Here is a 16,148-nt window from a genome sequence, read left to right on the forward strand (position 1 = left end):
GCCCGATTTTCATCGGGCAACCGCAGCAGCATACAACGCCTGCCTCGGTACAAGAAAACTACCATGGCGTCCGTCGCCCCCGTTCCGCGCGGTGGTCCGCCGCCCGCCTCGGACGGTGGGGGTTACCGGCGGCTACCCTGCGGTTCGGAGCTGCCGGGCGACCTCCGGTCGAAGGCCGCGACAGGCTCCCAGCCCGCGCTCCCAGCCCGCGTCACGGCCGCTCAAGGAGGAATCCCAGGTGTCGCAGACCCTCGATGCCGCAGCGGTGCGGAGCTGGTGCTCACTGGCGCTGGACGCCCTCGGCCGGGAACGCGAGGAGATCGACGCGATCAACGTCTATCCGGTCGCGGACGGCGACACCGGCACCAATCTCTATCTGACCGTGGAGTCCGCGGCGCAGGCCGTGGAGGCCGTCTTCGCCGCGCACGCGACGGGTACCACCGAGCCCGCGCCCGCCGACGCCGTGCGGGCCATGGCGCACGGCGCGCTGATCGGGGCCAGGGGGAACTCGGGCACCATCCTGGCGCAGTTGCTGCGCGGGATGGCGCAGGTGCTCGCGCCGCCCGCACCCGGTGACGGGGATCACGCCGCCCGGCTCGCCCCGGCCCTGCGGCGCGCCGCCGAACTGGCCCGCGCCGCCGTCGCCCACCCCGTCGAGGGCACCATCCTCACCGTCGCCTCGGCGGCGGCGGACGCGGCGGAGGCCGCCGGGGCGGACGGCAGGAAGGCCGGCGGTACGAGGACGGACGGTACGAGGACGGACGGTACGAGGACCGACGTGGCCGCCACCGTGCGCGCCGCGTACGCCGGCGCGCGCGCCGCGCTCGACGCCACCCCGGACCAGCTCGCCGTACTCGGCCGCGCGGGCGTCGTGGACGCGGGCGGGCGCGGGCTGCTGGCCGTGCTCGGCGCGCTCGTACGGGCCCTCACGGGCGAGGTGCCCGCGGTCCCCCCGGCCGGCCACCGGCGCCCCGAGGAGCCGGCGGCTCCCGGGCCGGGGAGCGGCCCCGGCGCCGAGCGGGACGGCGGGCCCGCTTTCGAGGTGATCTACCTGCTGGAGGCCGGGGACGCCGCCGTGACGCGCCTTCGGGAACGGCTCGACGCACTCGGCGACTCCCTGGTCGTGGTGGGCGGCGACGGGCTGTGGAACGTCCACGTCCATGTCGACGACGCGGGCGCGGCCGTCGAGGCGGGCGTCGAGGCGGGACGCCCGTACCGCATCCGCATCACCCACTTCGGCGCCACCGCCGAACACCCCCCCGAGCAGGTCCAGCGGGCCGTCGTCGCGGTGGTCCCCGGCGAGGGGCTCGCCGGACTGTGCGCCGAGGCAGGCGCGACCACGGTCCTCGCGCGCCCCGGCGAACCGCCCGCCAGCGGGGAGCTGGTCGAGGCCATCCGGCGCGCCCACGCACGCGAAGTGGTCCTCCTGCCCAACGACGCGGCGCTGCGCCACACCGCCGCCGCGGCGGCCGAACAGGCCCGTACCGAAGGGGTGCGGGTGGCCCTGATCCCCACCAGGGCCGCCGTCCAGGGCATCGCCGCGCTCGCCGTGCACCAGCCGGACCGGCGCTTCGACGAGGACGTGGTCGCCATGACGACGGCCGCCGGAGCCACCCGCTACGCCGAACTGGCCGTCGCCGAACGGCAGTCCTGGACGATGGCGGGCATCTGCCAGGCCGGGGACGTGCTGGGGCTGATCGAGGGCGATGTCGCGGTGATCGGCGCGGACCTCGCCGCCACCGCCGAGGCGGTCCTCACCCGGATGCTGGCGGCCGGCGGCGAACTGGTCACCCTGGTGCTCGGCGAGGACGTCCCGGACGGGGACGCGCTGGCCGACCGGCTGGAGCGGTACGTACGGGAGGGGCACCTGGCCGTCGACACCGTCGTGTACCGGGGCGGCAGGCAGTCCGTACCGCTGCTCGTCGGGGTCGAGTAGCGTCGCGCCGCACCGCTGTCGGTGGTCCCTGCGAAGATGGACCGCGTGTCCGCGCTGGATGAACCTCTCAAGAAGACGCTCGGCCCCGCCACCGCGAAGGTGATGGCCGAACACCTCGACCTGCACACGGTCGGCGATCTGCTGCACCACTACCCCCGGCGGTACGAGGAGCGCGGCCAGCTGACCACCCTCGCCGACCTCCCGCTGGACGAGGACGTCACCGTGGTCGCGCAGGTCGCGGACTCCCGCGTGCTGACGTTCAACCACGGGCGCGGCCAACGGCTGGAGATCACCCTCACCGACGGCAGCGGCCGGCTCCAACTGGTCTTCTTCGGCAGGGGACTCCACAAGCCGCAGAAGGACCTGCCGCCCGGCAGCCGGGGGATGTTCGCGGGCAAGGTCTCCGTCTTCAACCGCAAGCTCCAGCTCGCGCACCCCACCTACGTCCCGCTGGGCAGGGACGGCGAGGAGGACGCCGTCGACTCCTTCGCGGGCCGGCTGATCCCGATCTACCCCGCCTGCAAGGGGCTGGAGTCCTGGAAGATCACCAAAGCGGTCGACGCGGTGCTGCCCCGGGCCGCCGAAGCCGTCGACCCGCTGCCGCCCGCGCTGCGCGAGGGCCGCGCACTGGTCCCGCTGCCCGAGGCGCTGCTCAAGATCCACCGGCCCGGGACCAGGGCCGACATCGAGTCCGCCAGAGCCCGTCTGAAGTGGGACGAGGCATTCGTCCTCCAAGTCGCCCTGGCCCGGCGGCGGTACGCGGACGCGCAGCTGCCCGCCGTGGCCCGTACCCCGGTGGCGGACGGCATCCTGGACGCCTTCGACGCCACACTCCCGTTCACCCTCACCGAGGGACAGCGGAAGGTCACCGCCGAGATCTTCGCGGACCTCGCCACCGAACACCCCATGCACCGGCTGCTCCAGGGCGAGGTCGGCTCCGGGAAGACGCTCGTCGCGCTGCGCGCCATGCTCACCGTCGTGGACGCGGGCGGCCAGGCCGCCATGCTGGCGCCCACCGAGGTCCTCGCCCAGCAGCACCACCGGTCCATCACGGAGATGATGGGCCGGCTGGCCGAGGGAGGGATGCTCGGGGGCGCGGGGAACGCGACCAAGGTCGTGCTGCTCACCGGCTCGATGGGCACGGCCGCGCGGCGGCAGGCGCTGCTCGACCTGGTCACCGGCGAGGCCGGGATCGTGATCGGTACGCACGCGCTGATCGAGGACAAGGTGCGCTTCCACGATCTGGGACTGGTCGTCGTCGACGAGCAGCACCGCTTCGGGGTGGAGCAGCGCGACGCGCTGCGCTCCAAGGGCAAGCAGCCCCCGCACCTGCTGGTCATGACGGCCACACCCATTCCGCGCACGGTCGCGATGACCGTCTTCGGCGATCTGGAGACCTCCGTCCTGGACCAGCTCCCGGCGGGCCGTTCACCGATCGCCAGCCATGTCGTCCCGGCCCAGGACAAGCCGCACTTCCTCGCCCGCGCCTGGGAGCGGGTCCGTGAGGAGGTCGGCAAGGGCCACCAGGCGTATGTCGTCTGCCCCCGGATCGGTGACGACGAGGACGAGAAGGCCAAGAAGAAGGCCAAGGCGGCGGACGACGCGGAGAAGCGCCCGCCGCTCGCGGTGCTGGAGGTCGCGGAGCAGCTCGCCGCGGGACCGCTGGCCGGGCTGCGGGTCGAGGTGCTGCACGGCCGGATGCAGCCCGACGACAAGGACACCGTGATGCGCCGCTTCGCGGCGGGCGAGGTGGATGTCCTCGTCGCGACCACGGTCATCGAGGTCGGGGTGAACGTGCCCAACGCCACCGCCATGGTGATCATGGACGCGGACCGGTTCGGCGTCTCCCAGCTGCACCAGCTGCGCGGCCGGGTCGGCCGGGGCTCGGCGCCCGGCCTGTGTCTGCTGGTGACCGACGCGCCGGAGGCGAGCCCGGCCAGGGCCAGGCTCGGCGCGGTCGCCACCACCCTGGACGGCTTCGAGCTGTCCCGCATCGACCTCGAACAGCGCCGCGAGGGTGATGTCCTGGGCCAGGCGCAGTCGGGGGTGCGCTCCAGCCTGCGGATGCTCGCCGTCATCGAGGACGAGGAGATCATCGCCGCCGCCCGCGAGGAGGCCGTCGCGGTGGTCGCCGCCGATCCCGAGCTGACGGGCAGCCCGGAGCTGCGCACGGCGCTGGACGCGCTGCTGGACGCGGAGCGCGAGCAGTTCCTCGACAAGGGCTGAGCGGTCCCTCGGCAAGCGCCTCCCGGGAGAACCGGAACCGGATGGTCCGGGAGGATCAGCGGGGGTCCGGTACGGAGTAGGGGGCCGGGACGCGAAGTCAGGGGGGTGACCGGCCGGGCCCGCCCGCCGGGTACGCCATATCGTGGGAGCAGCACCCGCCCCCGCGCCCCACGCGGGCGGCATCGCCCGCCCCGCCCACGAACCGAGGACCGACACCCATGACCCGCGTGATCGCCGGGGCCGCCGGCGGACGCCGTCTCGCCGTACCGCCCGGCACCGGCACCCGCCCCACCTCCGACCGCGCCCGGGAGGCCCTCTTCTCCAGCTGGGAGTCGCTCCTCGGCACCCTGGAGGGCAGCCGGGTCGCCGATCTGTACGCGGGCTCCGGCGCCGTCGGCCTGGAGGCGCTCTCGCGCGGCGCCGCGCACGCGCTCCTGGTGGAGGCCGACGCCCGTGCCGCCCGTACCGTCCGGGACAACGTACGGGCGCTCGGGCTGCCCGGTGCGGAGGTCCGGCACGCGAAGGCGGAGCAGACCGTCACGGGACCGCCGCCGGGGGACCCGTACGACCTGGTCTTCCTCGACCCGCCGTACGCGGTCACCGACGACGGTCTGCGGGAGATCCTCCTCACACTCCGCACCGGGGGCTGGCTCGGAGCCGACGCGGTCGCCACCGTGGAACGCAGCACCAGGGGCGGGGAGTTCAGCTGGCCGGCCGGGTTCGAACCACTGCGCTCACGTCGCTACGGCGAGGGAACGCTTTGGTACGGTCGCGCCGCCTCTATGTGCGAAGACGCACGATGACCGGACCGGAGAGCGAGGGAAATCAGTTGCGCCGCGCCGTCTGTCCGGGGTCCTTCGACCCCATCACCAATGGACATCTCGACATCATCGCCCGTGCCTCCAAGCTGTACGACGTCGTACACGTCGCGGTGATGATCAATCAGTCCAAGAAGGGGCTGTTCTCGATCGACGAGCGGATCGAGCTGATCCGTGAGGTGACGGCCGAGTTCGGCAACGTCGAGGTCGAGTCCTTCCACGGTCTGCTCGTCGACTTCTGCAAGCAGCGCGACATCCCGGCCATCGTCAAGGGACTGCGCGCCGTCAGCGACTTCGACTACGAACTCCAGATGGCCCAGATGAACAACGGGCTCTCGGGCGTCGAGACGCTGTTCGTGCCCACCAACCCCACCTACAGCTTCCTCTCCTCCTCGCTGGTCAAGGAGGTCGCGACCTGGGGCGGCGACGTCTCCCACCTGCTCCCCCCGGCGGTCCACCGGGCCGTCACGGAGCGGCTGGGCAAGCGCTGACGCTCCCGACGGGCCGTCACCGGGTGTCGGCGGGGCGCGAACTGGCCGTACAGTCGTGGCGTCCGTCTCCATACCAGCTGTAGAGAGTGGCGAGCACCCGGTGGACGTGCAGAAGAAGCTCGACGAGATCGTCGACACGGTCGGAAGCGCCCGTTCCATGCCCATGTCGGCGTCCTGCGTGGTGAACCGCGCCGAGCTGCTCGCGCTGCTCGAAGAGGTACGGGAGGCGCTCCCCGGATCGCTCGCCCAGGCCCAGGAGCTGCTCGGCGGCCAGGAGCAGCTGGCCGAGCAGGCCCGCCGGGAGGCCGACCGGATCATCGAGAGCGCGCACGCCGAGCGCTCCACCCTGATCTCGGGGACCGCCGTCGCCCGCCAGTCCCAGGAGGAGGCCGACCGCATCCTCGCGGAGGCCCGCAGGGACGCCGAGGAGATCCGCGCGGAGGCCGACGACTACGTCGACTCCAAGCTCGCCAACTTCGAGGTCGTCCTCACCAAGACCATCGGCTCCGTCGACCGGGGCAGGGACAAGCTGCTCGGCCGCTCCCAGGGCGGCGGCGAGGACGACGACGCCCCCGAGTACAGCGCGGACCCCGAGACCCTGATCCGGCGGGCCGACGAGTACGTCGACGCCAAGATCGGCGCCTTCGAGGCCGTGCTCTCCAAGACCCTCGAAGCCGTCGGCCGCGGCCGGCAGAAGCTGCACGGCCGTACGGAGTCGGACGAGCTGGGCGCGCACATGGCGGCCCAGGACGCGGCGGGACCGCAGGGGCGCACCAGCGACGCGGACTATCTGGCGGACCTCGCCGGCACCCCCCGCGAGTCGCTCCGCGCGCCGGCCCCGGCGCGCACGCCCGCTCCGCCCGAGGAGGTCCCGGCGCCCCCGGCGCCCGTCCAGCAGCCGTACGCCGACCCCGGCTACCCGCAGCAGGACACCGGTTACCAGGACCCCGCCTACGCCCCGGCGGAGCCCGGCTACCAGGACCCCGCCTACGCCGCCGCCGACACCGGCGGCTACCCCGGCTACCAGCAGCAGGACGCCTACAGCTACCAGCAGCAGGACCCGTACGCGTACCAGCAGCAGGAGTACGGCCAGGTCCCCGCGCAGAACCAGGGCTACGACCCCGACTACGGCTGGCAGCAGCCCGGCGTCCCGTCGCACTCCCCGATGCCCGCGCTGCCCCCGGCCCCGCCCGCCGTCCCGTCCCGGGGAGCCGACCCGCAGAGCGCGCTGGACGAGACCAGTCTCTTTGACACCAGCATGATCGACATCGACCAGCTGCGCCGGTACGAGCAAGGTCTCTGAGACGGGTTCCCCCGGGCTCCGGCGCACGTCGCCGCGGCCCGGCCCACCCGGCGGGGGCCACCTGGATTGGGCCTACGGCGACCGGTCCAGTACCCTGGTCCTTCGGCCGCGTGCATACCCGCGGCTCAGGCTGCCCGCTTCGCTCTCGCGACGGTGGCGGCCCCTTCCTCACGATCCGAAAGCGGGAACCAGCCCTGAACGCGCGCCTCGACCACCTCAACCCCCTCGTGTTCGACACACACGAGCTGGGGCGGCGTCCTGGTGCGCTCAGGAAGGTGACCCGCTCGGTGCCCGCCCCCAAGGACTTCGGTATCGCGGGAGTGATCGGCGCGCCCGAGGGCGCGCCCGTGGAGCTGGACCTCCGCCTCGAATCGGTCATGGAGGGGGTGCTCGTCACGGGCACCGCCCGTGCGTCGGCCGAGGGGGAGTGCGTAAGGTGTCTGGAGCCGCTCAGCCAAGAAGTGGCGGCGGACTTCCAGGAGCTGTTCTCGTACCACGACACCGACGACCGGGGCCGCGTCCGCGCGGAGCCGGCCGACGACGCCGAGGACGAGGAGAGGCTCTACATCGAGGACGGCTTGTTCGACCTCGAACCTGTGCTGCGTGACGCGGTGGTGCTCGCACTGCCGATGCAGCCGGTGTGCCGGGAGACCTGTGCCGGTCTGTGTTCCACATGTGGGATCAGGCTGGACGAGAACCCGGACCATCACCATGACGCCGTCGACATCCGTTGGGCGGCACTGCAGGGACTCGCCGAGACCGTCAAGGACGGCGAGAAGGACAACATGGGCGGCGCCGAAGCGGGCGTCGACGAGAAGCAGGAGAAGTAGCCGTGGCTGTTCCGAAGCGGAAGATGTCGCGCAGCAACACGCGCCACCGCCGGTCGCAGTGGAAGGCTGCGGTCCCCAACCTGGTTTCGTGTGAGCGTTGCCAGGAGCCGAAGCTCCAGCACATCGCGTGCCCGAGCTGCGGCACCTATAACAAGCGCCAGGTCCTCGAGGTCTGAGCGGCTGGTGAGAGGCTCAATGTCTGAACTGTCCCATGCCAAGAAGCAGACAGACAATGTCAGCACAGCCTCGTCCCACACGCTTCTGGAAGGGCGGCTCGGGTATCAGCTCGAGACCGCCCTTCTGGTGCGTGCGCTGACCCATCGCTCGTTCGCGTACGAGAACGGCGGTCTGCCCACCAACGAGCGGCTCGAATTCCTCGGGGATTCGGTGCTCGGCCTGGTGGTCACGGACACGCTCTACCGGATCCACCCCGACCTGCCTGAAGGCCAGCTGGCCAAATTGCGGGCCGCGGTGGTCAACTCGCGTGCGCTTGCGGAAGTGGGCCGCGGCCTCGAACTCGGCTCCTTCATCCGGCTCGGCCGGGGCGAAGAGGGCACGGGTGGCCGGGACAAGGCGTCCATCCTCGCCGACACCCTTGAAGCGGTGATCGGCGCCGTCTATCTGGATCAGGGCCTCGACGCGGCGTCCGAGCTGGTGCACCGGCTCTTCGACCCGCTGATCGACAGGTCCTCGAATCTCGGGGCCGGCCTGGACTGGAAGACCAGCCTCCAGGAACTCACCGCGGCGGAAGGGCTCGGCGTGCCCGAGTACCTCGTCACGGAGACGGGACCCGACCACGAGAAGACCTTCACCGCTGCCGCCCGCGTCGGTGGTGTCTCGTACGGCACCGGCACCGGCCGCAGCAAGAAGGAAGCGGAGCAGCAGGCTGCCGAGTCCGCCTGGCGGGCCATCCGGACCGCCGCGGACGAGCGGAAGGCCGCGGGCGGAACCCCGTCCGAGGCGAAGCCCGGGACCGAAGCGGACGCCGACACCTCTTCGGTACCCTCCGAGCAGGCCCCGCCGGACGCCGGTCCCGCGGACCGGACCCCGGTGGATCCGGCCGACGCCTGAGCCCGGGTGCTCCCCTTCCTGATACGCCCCTCGCGTCCCTCCCGGCGCGAGGGGCGTCTCCCGTTCCCCCCAGCCCCATGAGGAGTCAGTCGACGTGCCCGAGCTGCCCGAGGTCGAAGTCGTCCGGCGTGGACTCGCGCGCTGGGTCACCGGCCGTACCGTCGCCGGGGTCGAGGTGCTCCACCCGCGCGCGGTACGGCGCCACCTCGCCGGGGGCGCGGATTTCGCCGCCCGGCTGGAGGGGCACACCGTCGGCGCGGCCCGCAGACGCGGCAAATACCTCTGGCTGCCCCTCACGGACACGGACTCCTCGGTCCTCGGGCACCTGGGGATGAGCGGTCAGCTGCTCGTCCAGCCCCGGTCCGCGCCCGACGAGAAGCACCTGCGGATCAGGATCCGCTTCGCCGACGACCTCGCCACCGAGCTGCGCTTCGTGGACCAGCGCACCTTCGGCGGACTCTCGGTGCACGACAACACCCCGGACGGGGTACCGGACGTCATCGCGCACATCGCCCGCGACCCGCTGGACCCGGAGTTCGACGACGCCGCGTTCTTCGCCGCGCTGCGACTGCGCCGTACCACCGTCAAGCGCGCCCTGCTCGACCAGTCCCTGATCAGCGGTGTGGGCAACATCTACGCGGACGAGGCGCTCTGGCGCGCCAGGCTCCACTACGAACGCCCCACCGCGACCCTCACCAGGCCCCGCGCGGCGGAGCTGCTGGGACACGCGCGGGACGTGATGAACGCCGCCCTCGACGCCGGCGGCACCAGCTTCGACAGCCTGTACGTCAATGTGAACGGCCAGTCGGGGTACTTCGACCGGTCACTGGACGCCTACGGGCGGGAGGACGAGCCCTGCCGTCGCTGCGGGACCCCGATGCGGCGGCGGCCCTGGATGAACCGGTCCAGCTACTTCTGCCCGCGCTGCCAGCCCGCGCCGCGCGTCACTCCGTAGGGCGCACGGCGTCCCGCGCCGTGTCGTAGCGCTCCTGGGCCGAGAGCACCTCGGGCATCCGTCCTTCGAGCAGTGCGATCAGCCCCAGCAGCCGCCCGGCGACCTCCCGGCCCAGCGGGGTCAGCTCGTAGTCCACGCGCGGGGGGTTGACCGGCTGCGCCTCGCGGTGGACGAGCCCGTCCCGTTCCAGCGCGTGCAGTGTCTGGGAGAGCATCTTCTCGCTCACCCCGTCCACCCGGCGGCGCAGCTCGTTGAAGCGGAGCCGGCCGCAGGACAGGGCGCCGAGCGTCAGGGAGCCCCAGCGGCCCGTCACATGCTCCAGGGCGGGGCGCGAGGGGCACCGCCGGGAGAAGACGTCGAAGGCGGGGAGGCCGCCGTCGGTGGGATGACCGTCCATATCGGTCACCTTACAACCGGAAAGCGCCACCCCACAGGTGGCGCTTTCCCGCAGTCGGTTGGTCAGCGGTCGCGGCGCGGCGCGGCGCACGGGCCGCTGGACCGGTGGCTGTACGGGTCAGAAACCGAAGTCCTGGGTCCACCAGGGACCGCCGGAGCCGGTGTGCACCCCGACGCCGAGCCGGGTGTAGTCGCAGTTCAGTATGTTCGCGCGATGGCCGTCGCTGTTCATCCAGGAGTCCATCACCGCCTGGGCGGTGGCCTGCCCCCTGGCTATGTTCTCGCCGCCGAGGTTCTTGACGCCCGCCTCGTCGGCCCGGTCCCAGGGCGTTCTGCCGTCCGGGTCGGTGTGGTCGAAGAAGCCGCGCGCCGCCATGTCGTCGCTGAACGCCTGCGCCAGCGCGTCCAGACTCGCGTCGGCACGCACCGCCGCGCACCCCACCTTGGCCCGCTCCTGGTTGACCAGGGAGAGGACGGCGGCCGCGGTGGAGGAGTCGGGCGCGGATGTCGTGTGCTCGGTGGCGTTGTCGGTGGTGGGCGCCGTGCCGGAGGCCGGGGCGGAGTTCCCGTCGGAGCCCGGGGCCGTACCCGACCCGGAGCCCGAGGGCGCCTCGGTCGCCGTCGGCTTCGGCGGCGCCGCGGCGCCCTTGGCCTCCTTCGAGGGGGTGGCGCTCGGCTTGGCGGAGGGCGACGCCGACTTCGTGGGCGCCTTCGTCCGCTCGGCACCGCGGCTCGGGGAGACCGAGGCGTCGCGGCTGGGCTCCTCGGAGGAACCGCCCTGCTGTTCCAGCTCGGGCGCCGCGTCGCTGCGGATCTGCTCGCCGGTGGCGCCGCCCCCGTTGACGGTGAACTGCCCCCCGCCGGGCAGCAGGCCGGAGGCGACCGCGACCGCTCCCACCGCCATGGCGGCGGAGGCGCCCAGCAGCCCGGTCCTGACCGGCCGGGCCACCCGCCCCTTGCGGCGCGTGGCTCCGCGCGCGCCCTGCCCGCCGTGCCCGGTGGCCCCGGTCGCGTCTCCGTACGAGCCCTTCGTGGGGGCGTCGGGGGAGACGCCGGACGCGTCGTTCCGTCGGTGGCGTCCCATCCGTTGTGCCTTCCTCATACATCTCGACGACAACGTGACTCACCCGTACGAGTGAGGCTTATTGCGAGGGGACTGTACGGCATGGCACCTGGGGGCGCCGGGCCCCGCGGCCAATCGGCCGGTCGGGCTGCGGGCATGCTTGCGGGCATGAATGAAGAGGTACGTCTCACCGCCTGGGTGCGCGGTCGAGTACAGGGAGTCGGCTTTCGCTGGTTCACCAGGGCGAACGCTCTGGAGATCGGAGGGCTCACCGGATTCGCCCTCAATCTGGACGACGGCAGAGTGCAGGTCGTCGCCGAGGGGCCGCGTGAGAATTGCCACCGCCTGCTGGAGTGGCTGAGGTCCGCCGACACACCCGGGCGGGTAACCGGAGTCACTGAGATCTGGGACACCCCGCGCGGCGGCTACGAGAGCTTCGCCATCCGCTGATCCGTCCACCGCTCGGCCGGCCGTGCGGAGGCCACGGAATGCCACTGGCATATCCGCAGGTCAGCGATGACCTGGTGGTTGCCAGGAACGGCCGGTCGTGCCAGGCTTCGCGGGGACACCCCGATCTCCGCGCCCCAGGGCCCCGCGAGAGAGCCGGCGCCGCGACGCGAGCGGCCCCGAGCCCCCGGCCGCCCGTCGGCACGGGCTGTGATCGTGTTGACCGTCAAACTTTTTGGTGAGACTCTGGAATCCCCGCGCACCCCAGTTGTTCGGCAGCAGGAACCGCAGTGAAGAACAAGCACTGCCGGGCACCGCGGGTGCGATTTCCCTCACGACCCACACCGCATCCGGTCGGTCACTCATTGTGGAGGACCATTCATCATGGCAAAGGCGCTTCTCGGTTATGTCGGCGGCTCCGACCCGCGACTCCTCGCCGAGATGCGACGGCTTCAGCAGCGCGTCCAGGACCTCGAATCCGAACTCGTACGGATTCAGTCCGAGAATGACGTACTGAACGCCGCCGTCGCACAGCACCCCGGAGAGTCGCTGCTCGACAGCATCGACATGGACGTACCCCAGGCGGAGCCTGCGCTCACCTGACGACAGCCCCCGTCGGGGTCAGGTGAGAGACACTTTCGCAAGATATGCAAGGGACGCTTCGGCGTCCCTTCTTTCTTTCCATCTTCCGTTCCACGAAGCATTGTTGGCGGCCCGGGCTCTTTCTTAACGACTGATGTGCCCAGCGCGTTCCCCGGTGAAACCGACGAAGGACGATCCGCGCCGGGTAGAGTCCGGCGGCGTGCACCTCAAGGCCATGACCCTGCGCGGGTTCAAATCCTTCGCCGCCGCCACGACGCTGCGCTTCGAGCCGGGTATCACCTGCGTCGTGGGCCCGAACGGGTCCGGCAAGTCGAATGTCGTCGACGCGCTCTCCTGGGTGATGGGGGAGCAGGGCGCGAAATCCCTGCGCGGCGGAAAAATGGAAGACGTGATCTTCGCCGGTACCACCGGAAGACCACCGCTCGGCCGCGCCGAGGTCTCCCTCACCATCGACAACTCCGACGGCGCGCTTCCCATCGACTACGCCGAGGTCACCATCACGCGGATCATGTTCCGCAACGGTGGCAGCGAATACCAGCTCAATGGCGATACCTGCCGGCTGCTCGATATCCAGGAACTGCTCTCCGACTCCGGCATCGGACGCGAGATGCACGTGATCGTCGGCCAGGGGCGGCTCGACTCCGTACTGCACGCGGACCCCATGGGCCGCCGCGCCTTCATCGAGGAGGCCGCGGGAGTTCTGAAGCACCGCAAACGGAAAGAGAAGGCCCTGCGGAAGCTGGAGGCGATGAAGGCGAATCTCGCCCGCGTCCAGGATCTGACCGACGAACTGCGGCGTCAGCTCAAACCGCTCGGACGGCAGGCCGCGGTCGCCCGGCGGGCCGCCGTCATCCAGGCCGATCTGCGCGACGCGCGCCTGCGCCTGCTCGCCGACGACCTGGTGACGCTCCGTGACGCTCTGCGCACCGAGATCGCCGACGAGGCGGAGCTGAAGCGCCGCAAGGAGGAGGCGGAGAGCAGGCTGAAGGCCGCGCTGATCCGCGAGGCCGAGCTGGAGGACGAGGTACGGCGGCTCGCGCCGCGGCTCCAGCGCGCCCAGCAGACCTGGTACGAGCTGTCCCAGCTGGCCGAACGGGTCCGCGGCACGATCTCGCTCGCCGACGCGCGGGTCACCAGCGCCACCGCCGCGCCCCCGGAGGAGCCCAGGGGCCGCGACCCCGAGGACCTGGAGCGCGAGGCCGCCCGGATCCGCGAGCAGGAGGCCGAGCTGACCGCCGCACTGGAGGCCGCCGAGCACGCGCGCGAGGACACCGTCGCGCACCGCGCCGAGCTGGAACGGCGACTCGCCGCCGAGGAACGCCGGCTGAAGGACGCCGCCCGCGCCCTCGCCGACCGCCGGGAGGGGCTCGCCCGGCTCTCCGGCCAGGTCACCGCCGCCCGCGGCCGGGCCGCCTCCGCCCGCGCCGAGATCGGGCGCCTCGCCGCCGCCCACGACGACGCGGCCGCCCGCGCCGCCACCGCGCGGGCGGAGTACGAACAGCTCAAGGCCGAAGTGGCCGGCCTGGACGCCGAGGACCAGGAACTGGCACGCCGGTACGAGACGGCCCGGCGCGCCCTGTCCGACGCCGAGAGCGCCCTGACCGCCGCGCGCGAGGCCGCCACCACTGCCGAGCGCGCCCGCGCCGCGCTCACCGCCCGCCACGACGCCCTCGCCCTCGGCCTGCGCCGCAAGGACGGCACCGGCGCGCTGCTCGACGCCCGCGACCGCCTCACCGGACTCCTCGGCCCGGCGGCCGAGCTGCTGACCGTCACCCCCGGGCACGAGATCCCGGTGGCCGCCGCCCTCGGCGCCGCCGCCGACGCCATCGCCGTCTCGGACCCCGCGGCCGCCGCCGACGCCATCCGCCTGCTGCGCCGGCAGGACGCGGGCCGCGCGGCCCTCCTGCTGGGCGGCCCGCCGGCCGAGCCGGTGGCGGGCGTTCCCGGCCAGGCCACCGAGGAGCCGGGCGGGCCCGACCCCACCGCAGCGCCCGCCCCGGCCGGGGTTCCCCCGCAGAGCGCCGCCCCCGACGCCGGCCGCACCGGCCCCCGTCCGCAGGACCCGCCCGGCTCCGTACGCACCGCGACCGCCGCGCCGTACGTCGTCGACCTCCTCCGGGGGCCGGACCGGCTGATGGCGGCCGTGGCCCGGCTGGTGGGCGACACGGTGGTGGTCGCGACGCTCGAAGACGCCGAGAAACTGCTCGACGCCCACCCGGAGCTGACCGCCGTGACCGCGGAGGGCGACGTGCTGGGCACCCACTTCGCGCACGGCGGCTCCGCCGGAGCGCCGAGTCTGCTGGAGGTACGGGCCTCCGTCGACGAGGCGGCGGCCGAACTGGCGGAGCTGGACGTACGATGCGCCGAACTGGCCGGGGCGCAGCGCACCGCCACCGCGCGGCGGGCCGAGTGCGCCGCGCACGCGGAGGAACTGGACTCCCTGCGCCGGGCGGCCGACCGGGAGAGGTCCGCGGTCTCCGGGCGGCTCGGACGGCTCTCCGGGCAGGCCAGGGGCGCCGAGGGAGAGGCCGAGCGCACCGCCGCGGCCGTCGCCCGGGCGGAAGAGGCCCTGGAGCGCGCCACCGCCGAGGCGGAGGAACTGGCCGAACGGCTGCTGAACGCCGAGGAGTCCTCCCCCTCCGGGGAGGACGACGACGAGCCCGACACCTCCGTACGGGACCGGCTCGCGGCCGACGGCGCCAACGCCCGGCAGACCGAGATGGAGGCGCGCCTCCAGGTGCGCACCCACGAGGAGCGGGTGAAGGCGCTCGCGGGCCGGGCCGACGGGCTCGACCGGGCCGCCCGCGCCGAGCGCGAGGCGCGGGACCGCGCGGAGCGGCGCCGGGCGCGGCTGCGCCACGAGGCCCGGGTGGCCGGCGCGGTCGCGGCCGGCGCCCGGCAACTGCTGGCGCACGTCGAGGTGTCGGTCGTACGCGCCGCGACCGAGCGGGCCGCCGCCGAGGAGGTCAGGGCCGTACGGGACCAGGAGCTGACCGCCGAGCGCGACCGGGGCCGCGCCCTCAAGAGCGAGCTGGACCGGCTCACCGACTCCGTCCACCGGGGCGAGGTGCTCGGCGCCGAGAAGCGGTTGCGGATCGAGCAGTTGGAGGCCAGGGCCCTGGAGGAACTCGGCGTGGAGCCGGCCGGGCTGATCGCCGAGTACGGCCCCGATCAGCCCGTACCGCCGTCTCCGCCCGCCGAGGGCGAGGAGCTGCCGGACGATCCGGCCGACCCGCGCCACCGGCCGGTGCCCTACGTCCGGTCCGAGCAGGAGAAGCGGCTGCGGGCGGCCGAACGGGCGTATCAGCAGCTCGGAAAGGTGAATCCGCTGGCTCTTGAGGAGTTCGCGGCGCTGGAGGAGCGGCACCGGTTCCTCTCCGAGCAGCTGGCCGACCTGAAGAAGACCAGGGCCGATCTGCTGCTGGTCGTCAAGGACGTCGACGAGCGGATCGAGCAGGTCTTCACCGAGGCGTTCCGGGACACCGCCGAGCAGTTCGAGGGCGTCTTCTCCCGCCTCTTCCCCGGTGGCGAGGGCCGGCTGATCCTGACCGACCCGGCGAACATGCTCACCACCGGAGTGGACGTGGAGGCCAGGCCGCCGGGGAAGAAGGTCAAGCGGCTGTCGCTGCTCTCCGGCGGCGAACGCTCGCTGACGGCCGTCGCACTGCTGGTGTCGATCTTCAAGGCCAGGCCGAGCCCGTTCTACGTGATGGACGAGGTGGAGGCGGCGCTCGACGACACCAATCTCCAGCGGCTGATCCGCATCATGCGGGAATTGCGGGAGAGTTCCCAGCTCATCGTGATCACGCATCAGAAGCGGACCATGGAGGTCGCCGACGCGCTGTACGGGGTATCCATGCAGGGTGACGGAGTGTCCAAGGTCATCAGCCAGCGACTCCGGTGAGCCGGGGTCGCGTCGGCCTTCGTCGCGCCCAGGGCGTGAGCCACCGCGTCGAGCGCGCGTGCCGCCGAGACTTGAACATTCTGTGGGGAGTGTGGTGGGAAATAT

The 16,148-nt window shown here is 72.7% G+C and carries 14 protein-coding genes; 12 read left to right on the forward strand and 2 right to left on the reverse strand.

Features of this window, described 5'->3' with window-relative positions:
- Window positions 1-238 precede the first annotated feature (238 nt).
- The 9 genes from ACFY6S_RS28190 to mutM all read left to right on the forward strand — a co-directional run bounded on the left by ACFY6S_RS28190 (window position 239) and on the right by mutM (window position 9,630).
- Window positions 239-1,936, forward strand: a complete 1,698-nt coding sequence (locus tag ACFY6S_RS28190) for a DAK2 domain-containing protein (protein WP_388814598.1) — start codon at window positions 239-241, stop codon at window positions 1,934-1,936.
- 36 nt (window positions 1,937-1,972) lie between these two features.
- Window positions 1,973-4,162 carry an ATP-dependent DNA helicase RecG gene (gene recG / locus ACFY6S_RS28195; protein ID WP_388814597.1) on the forward strand — a complete coding sequence of 730 codons (2,190 nt, stop codon included), beginning with the start codon at window positions 1,973-1,975 and terminating at the stop codon, window positions 4,160-4,162.
- 218 nt (window positions 4,163-4,380) lie between these two features.
- Window positions 4,381-4,965: a 16S rRNA (guanine(966)-N(2))-methyltransferase RsmD gene (gene rsmD, locus ACFY6S_RS28200; protein ID WP_388814595.1), complete on the forward strand. Its 585-nt coding sequence runs from the start codon at window positions 4,381-4,383 to the stop codon at window positions 4,963-4,965.
- A 26-nt stretch (window positions 4,966-4,991) separates the two neighbouring features.
- Window positions 4,992-5,471: a pantetheine-phosphate adenylyltransferase gene (gene coaD, locus ACFY6S_RS28205; protein WP_388817794.1), complete on the forward strand. Its 480-nt coding sequence runs from the start codon at window positions 4,992-4,994 to the stop codon at window positions 5,469-5,471.
- Between the two features lie 100 nt (window positions 5,472-5,571).
- The gene (locus ACFY6S_RS28210; protein ID WP_388814593.1) at window positions 5,572-6,774 is read left to right on the forward strand and encodes an ATP synthase F0 subunit B; all 1,203 of its coding nucleotides are present in this window, start codon (window positions 5,572-5,574) and stop codon (window positions 6,772-6,774) included.
- A gap of 194 nt (window positions 6,775-6,968) precedes the next feature.
- Window positions 6,969-7,604: a YceD family protein gene (locus ACFY6S_RS28215; RefSeq protein ID WP_388817791.1), complete on the forward strand. Its 636-nt coding sequence runs from the start codon at window positions 6,969-6,971 to the stop codon at window positions 7,602-7,604.
- Between the two features lie 2 nt (window positions 7,605-7,606).
- Window positions 7,607-7,780: a 50S ribosomal protein L32 gene (rpmF, locus tag ACFY6S_RS28220; RefSeq protein WP_053675094.1), complete on the forward strand. Its 174-nt coding sequence runs from the start codon at window positions 7,607-7,609 to the stop codon at window positions 7,778-7,780.
- Window positions 7,781-7,799: 19 nt separating this feature from the next.
- A complete protein-coding gene (gene rnc, locus ACFY6S_RS28225; protein ID WP_388814591.1) occupies window positions 7,800-8,675 on the forward strand; it encodes a ribonuclease III in 876 nt (291 codons plus the stop codon).
- Between the two features lie 94 nt (window positions 8,676-8,769).
- Window positions 8,770-9,630 carry a bifunctional DNA-formamidopyrimidine glycosylase/DNA-(apurinic or apyrimidinic site) lyase gene (mutM, locus tag ACFY6S_RS28230; protein WP_388814589.1) on the forward strand — a complete coding sequence of 287 codons (861 nt, stop codon included), beginning with the start codon at window positions 8,770-8,772 and terminating at the stop codon, window positions 9,628-9,630.
- Here the strand turns inward: mutM and ACFY6S_RS28235 are convergent.
- Together ACFY6S_RS28235 and ACFY6S_RS28240 are read right to left on the reverse strand one after the other, a co-directional pair.
- The gene (locus ACFY6S_RS28235) at window positions 9,620-10,027 is read right to left on the reverse strand and encodes a winged helix-turn-helix transcriptional regulator (RefSeq protein ID WP_388814587.1); all 408 of its coding nucleotides are present in this window, start codon (window positions 10,025-10,027) and stop codon (window positions 9,620-9,622) included. The genes mutM and ACFY6S_RS28235 overlap by 11 nt on opposite strands.
- Before the next feature lie 117 nt (window positions 10,028-10,144).
- Window positions 10,145-11,110 (reverse strand): CAP domain-containing protein, encoded by a 966-nt coding sequence (locus ACFY6S_RS28240; protein WP_388814585.1) that lies wholly within the window; start codon window positions 11,108-11,110, stop codon window positions 10,145-10,147.
- 147 nt (window positions 11,111-11,257) lie between these two features.
- Here ACFY6S_RS28240 and ACFY6S_RS28245 point away from each other — a divergent pair, with 147 nt between their 5' ends.
- The 3 genes from ACFY6S_RS28245 (at window position 11,258) to ACFY6S_RS28255 (ending at window position 16,043) form a co-directional block, all read left to right on the forward strand.
- Window positions 11,258-11,539 carry an acylphosphatase gene (locus ACFY6S_RS28245; protein ID WP_388814583.1) on the forward strand — a complete coding sequence of 94 codons (282 nt, stop codon included), beginning with the start codon at window positions 11,258-11,260 and terminating at the stop codon, window positions 11,537-11,539.
- A gap of 381 nt (window positions 11,540-11,920) precedes the next feature.
- Window positions 11,921-12,139: a hypothetical protein gene (locus tag ACFY6S_RS28250; RefSeq protein WP_388814582.1), complete on the forward strand. Its 219-nt coding sequence runs from the start codon at window positions 11,921-11,923 to the stop codon at window positions 12,137-12,139.
- Window positions 12,140-12,338: 199 nt separating this feature from the next.
- Window positions 12,339-16,043, forward strand: coding sequence for an AAA family ATPase (locus ACFY6S_RS28255; RefSeq protein ID WP_388814580.1), 3,705 nt, complete (start codon window positions 12,339-12,341; stop codon window positions 16,041-16,043).
- Window positions 16,044-16,148 lie beyond the last annotated feature (105 nt).

Origin of the sequence: Streptomyces sp. NPDC012835 (assembly GCF_042900885.1) — a bacterium.
GTDB lineage: Bacteria > Actinomycetota > Actinomycetes > Streptomycetales > Streptomycetaceae > Streptomyces.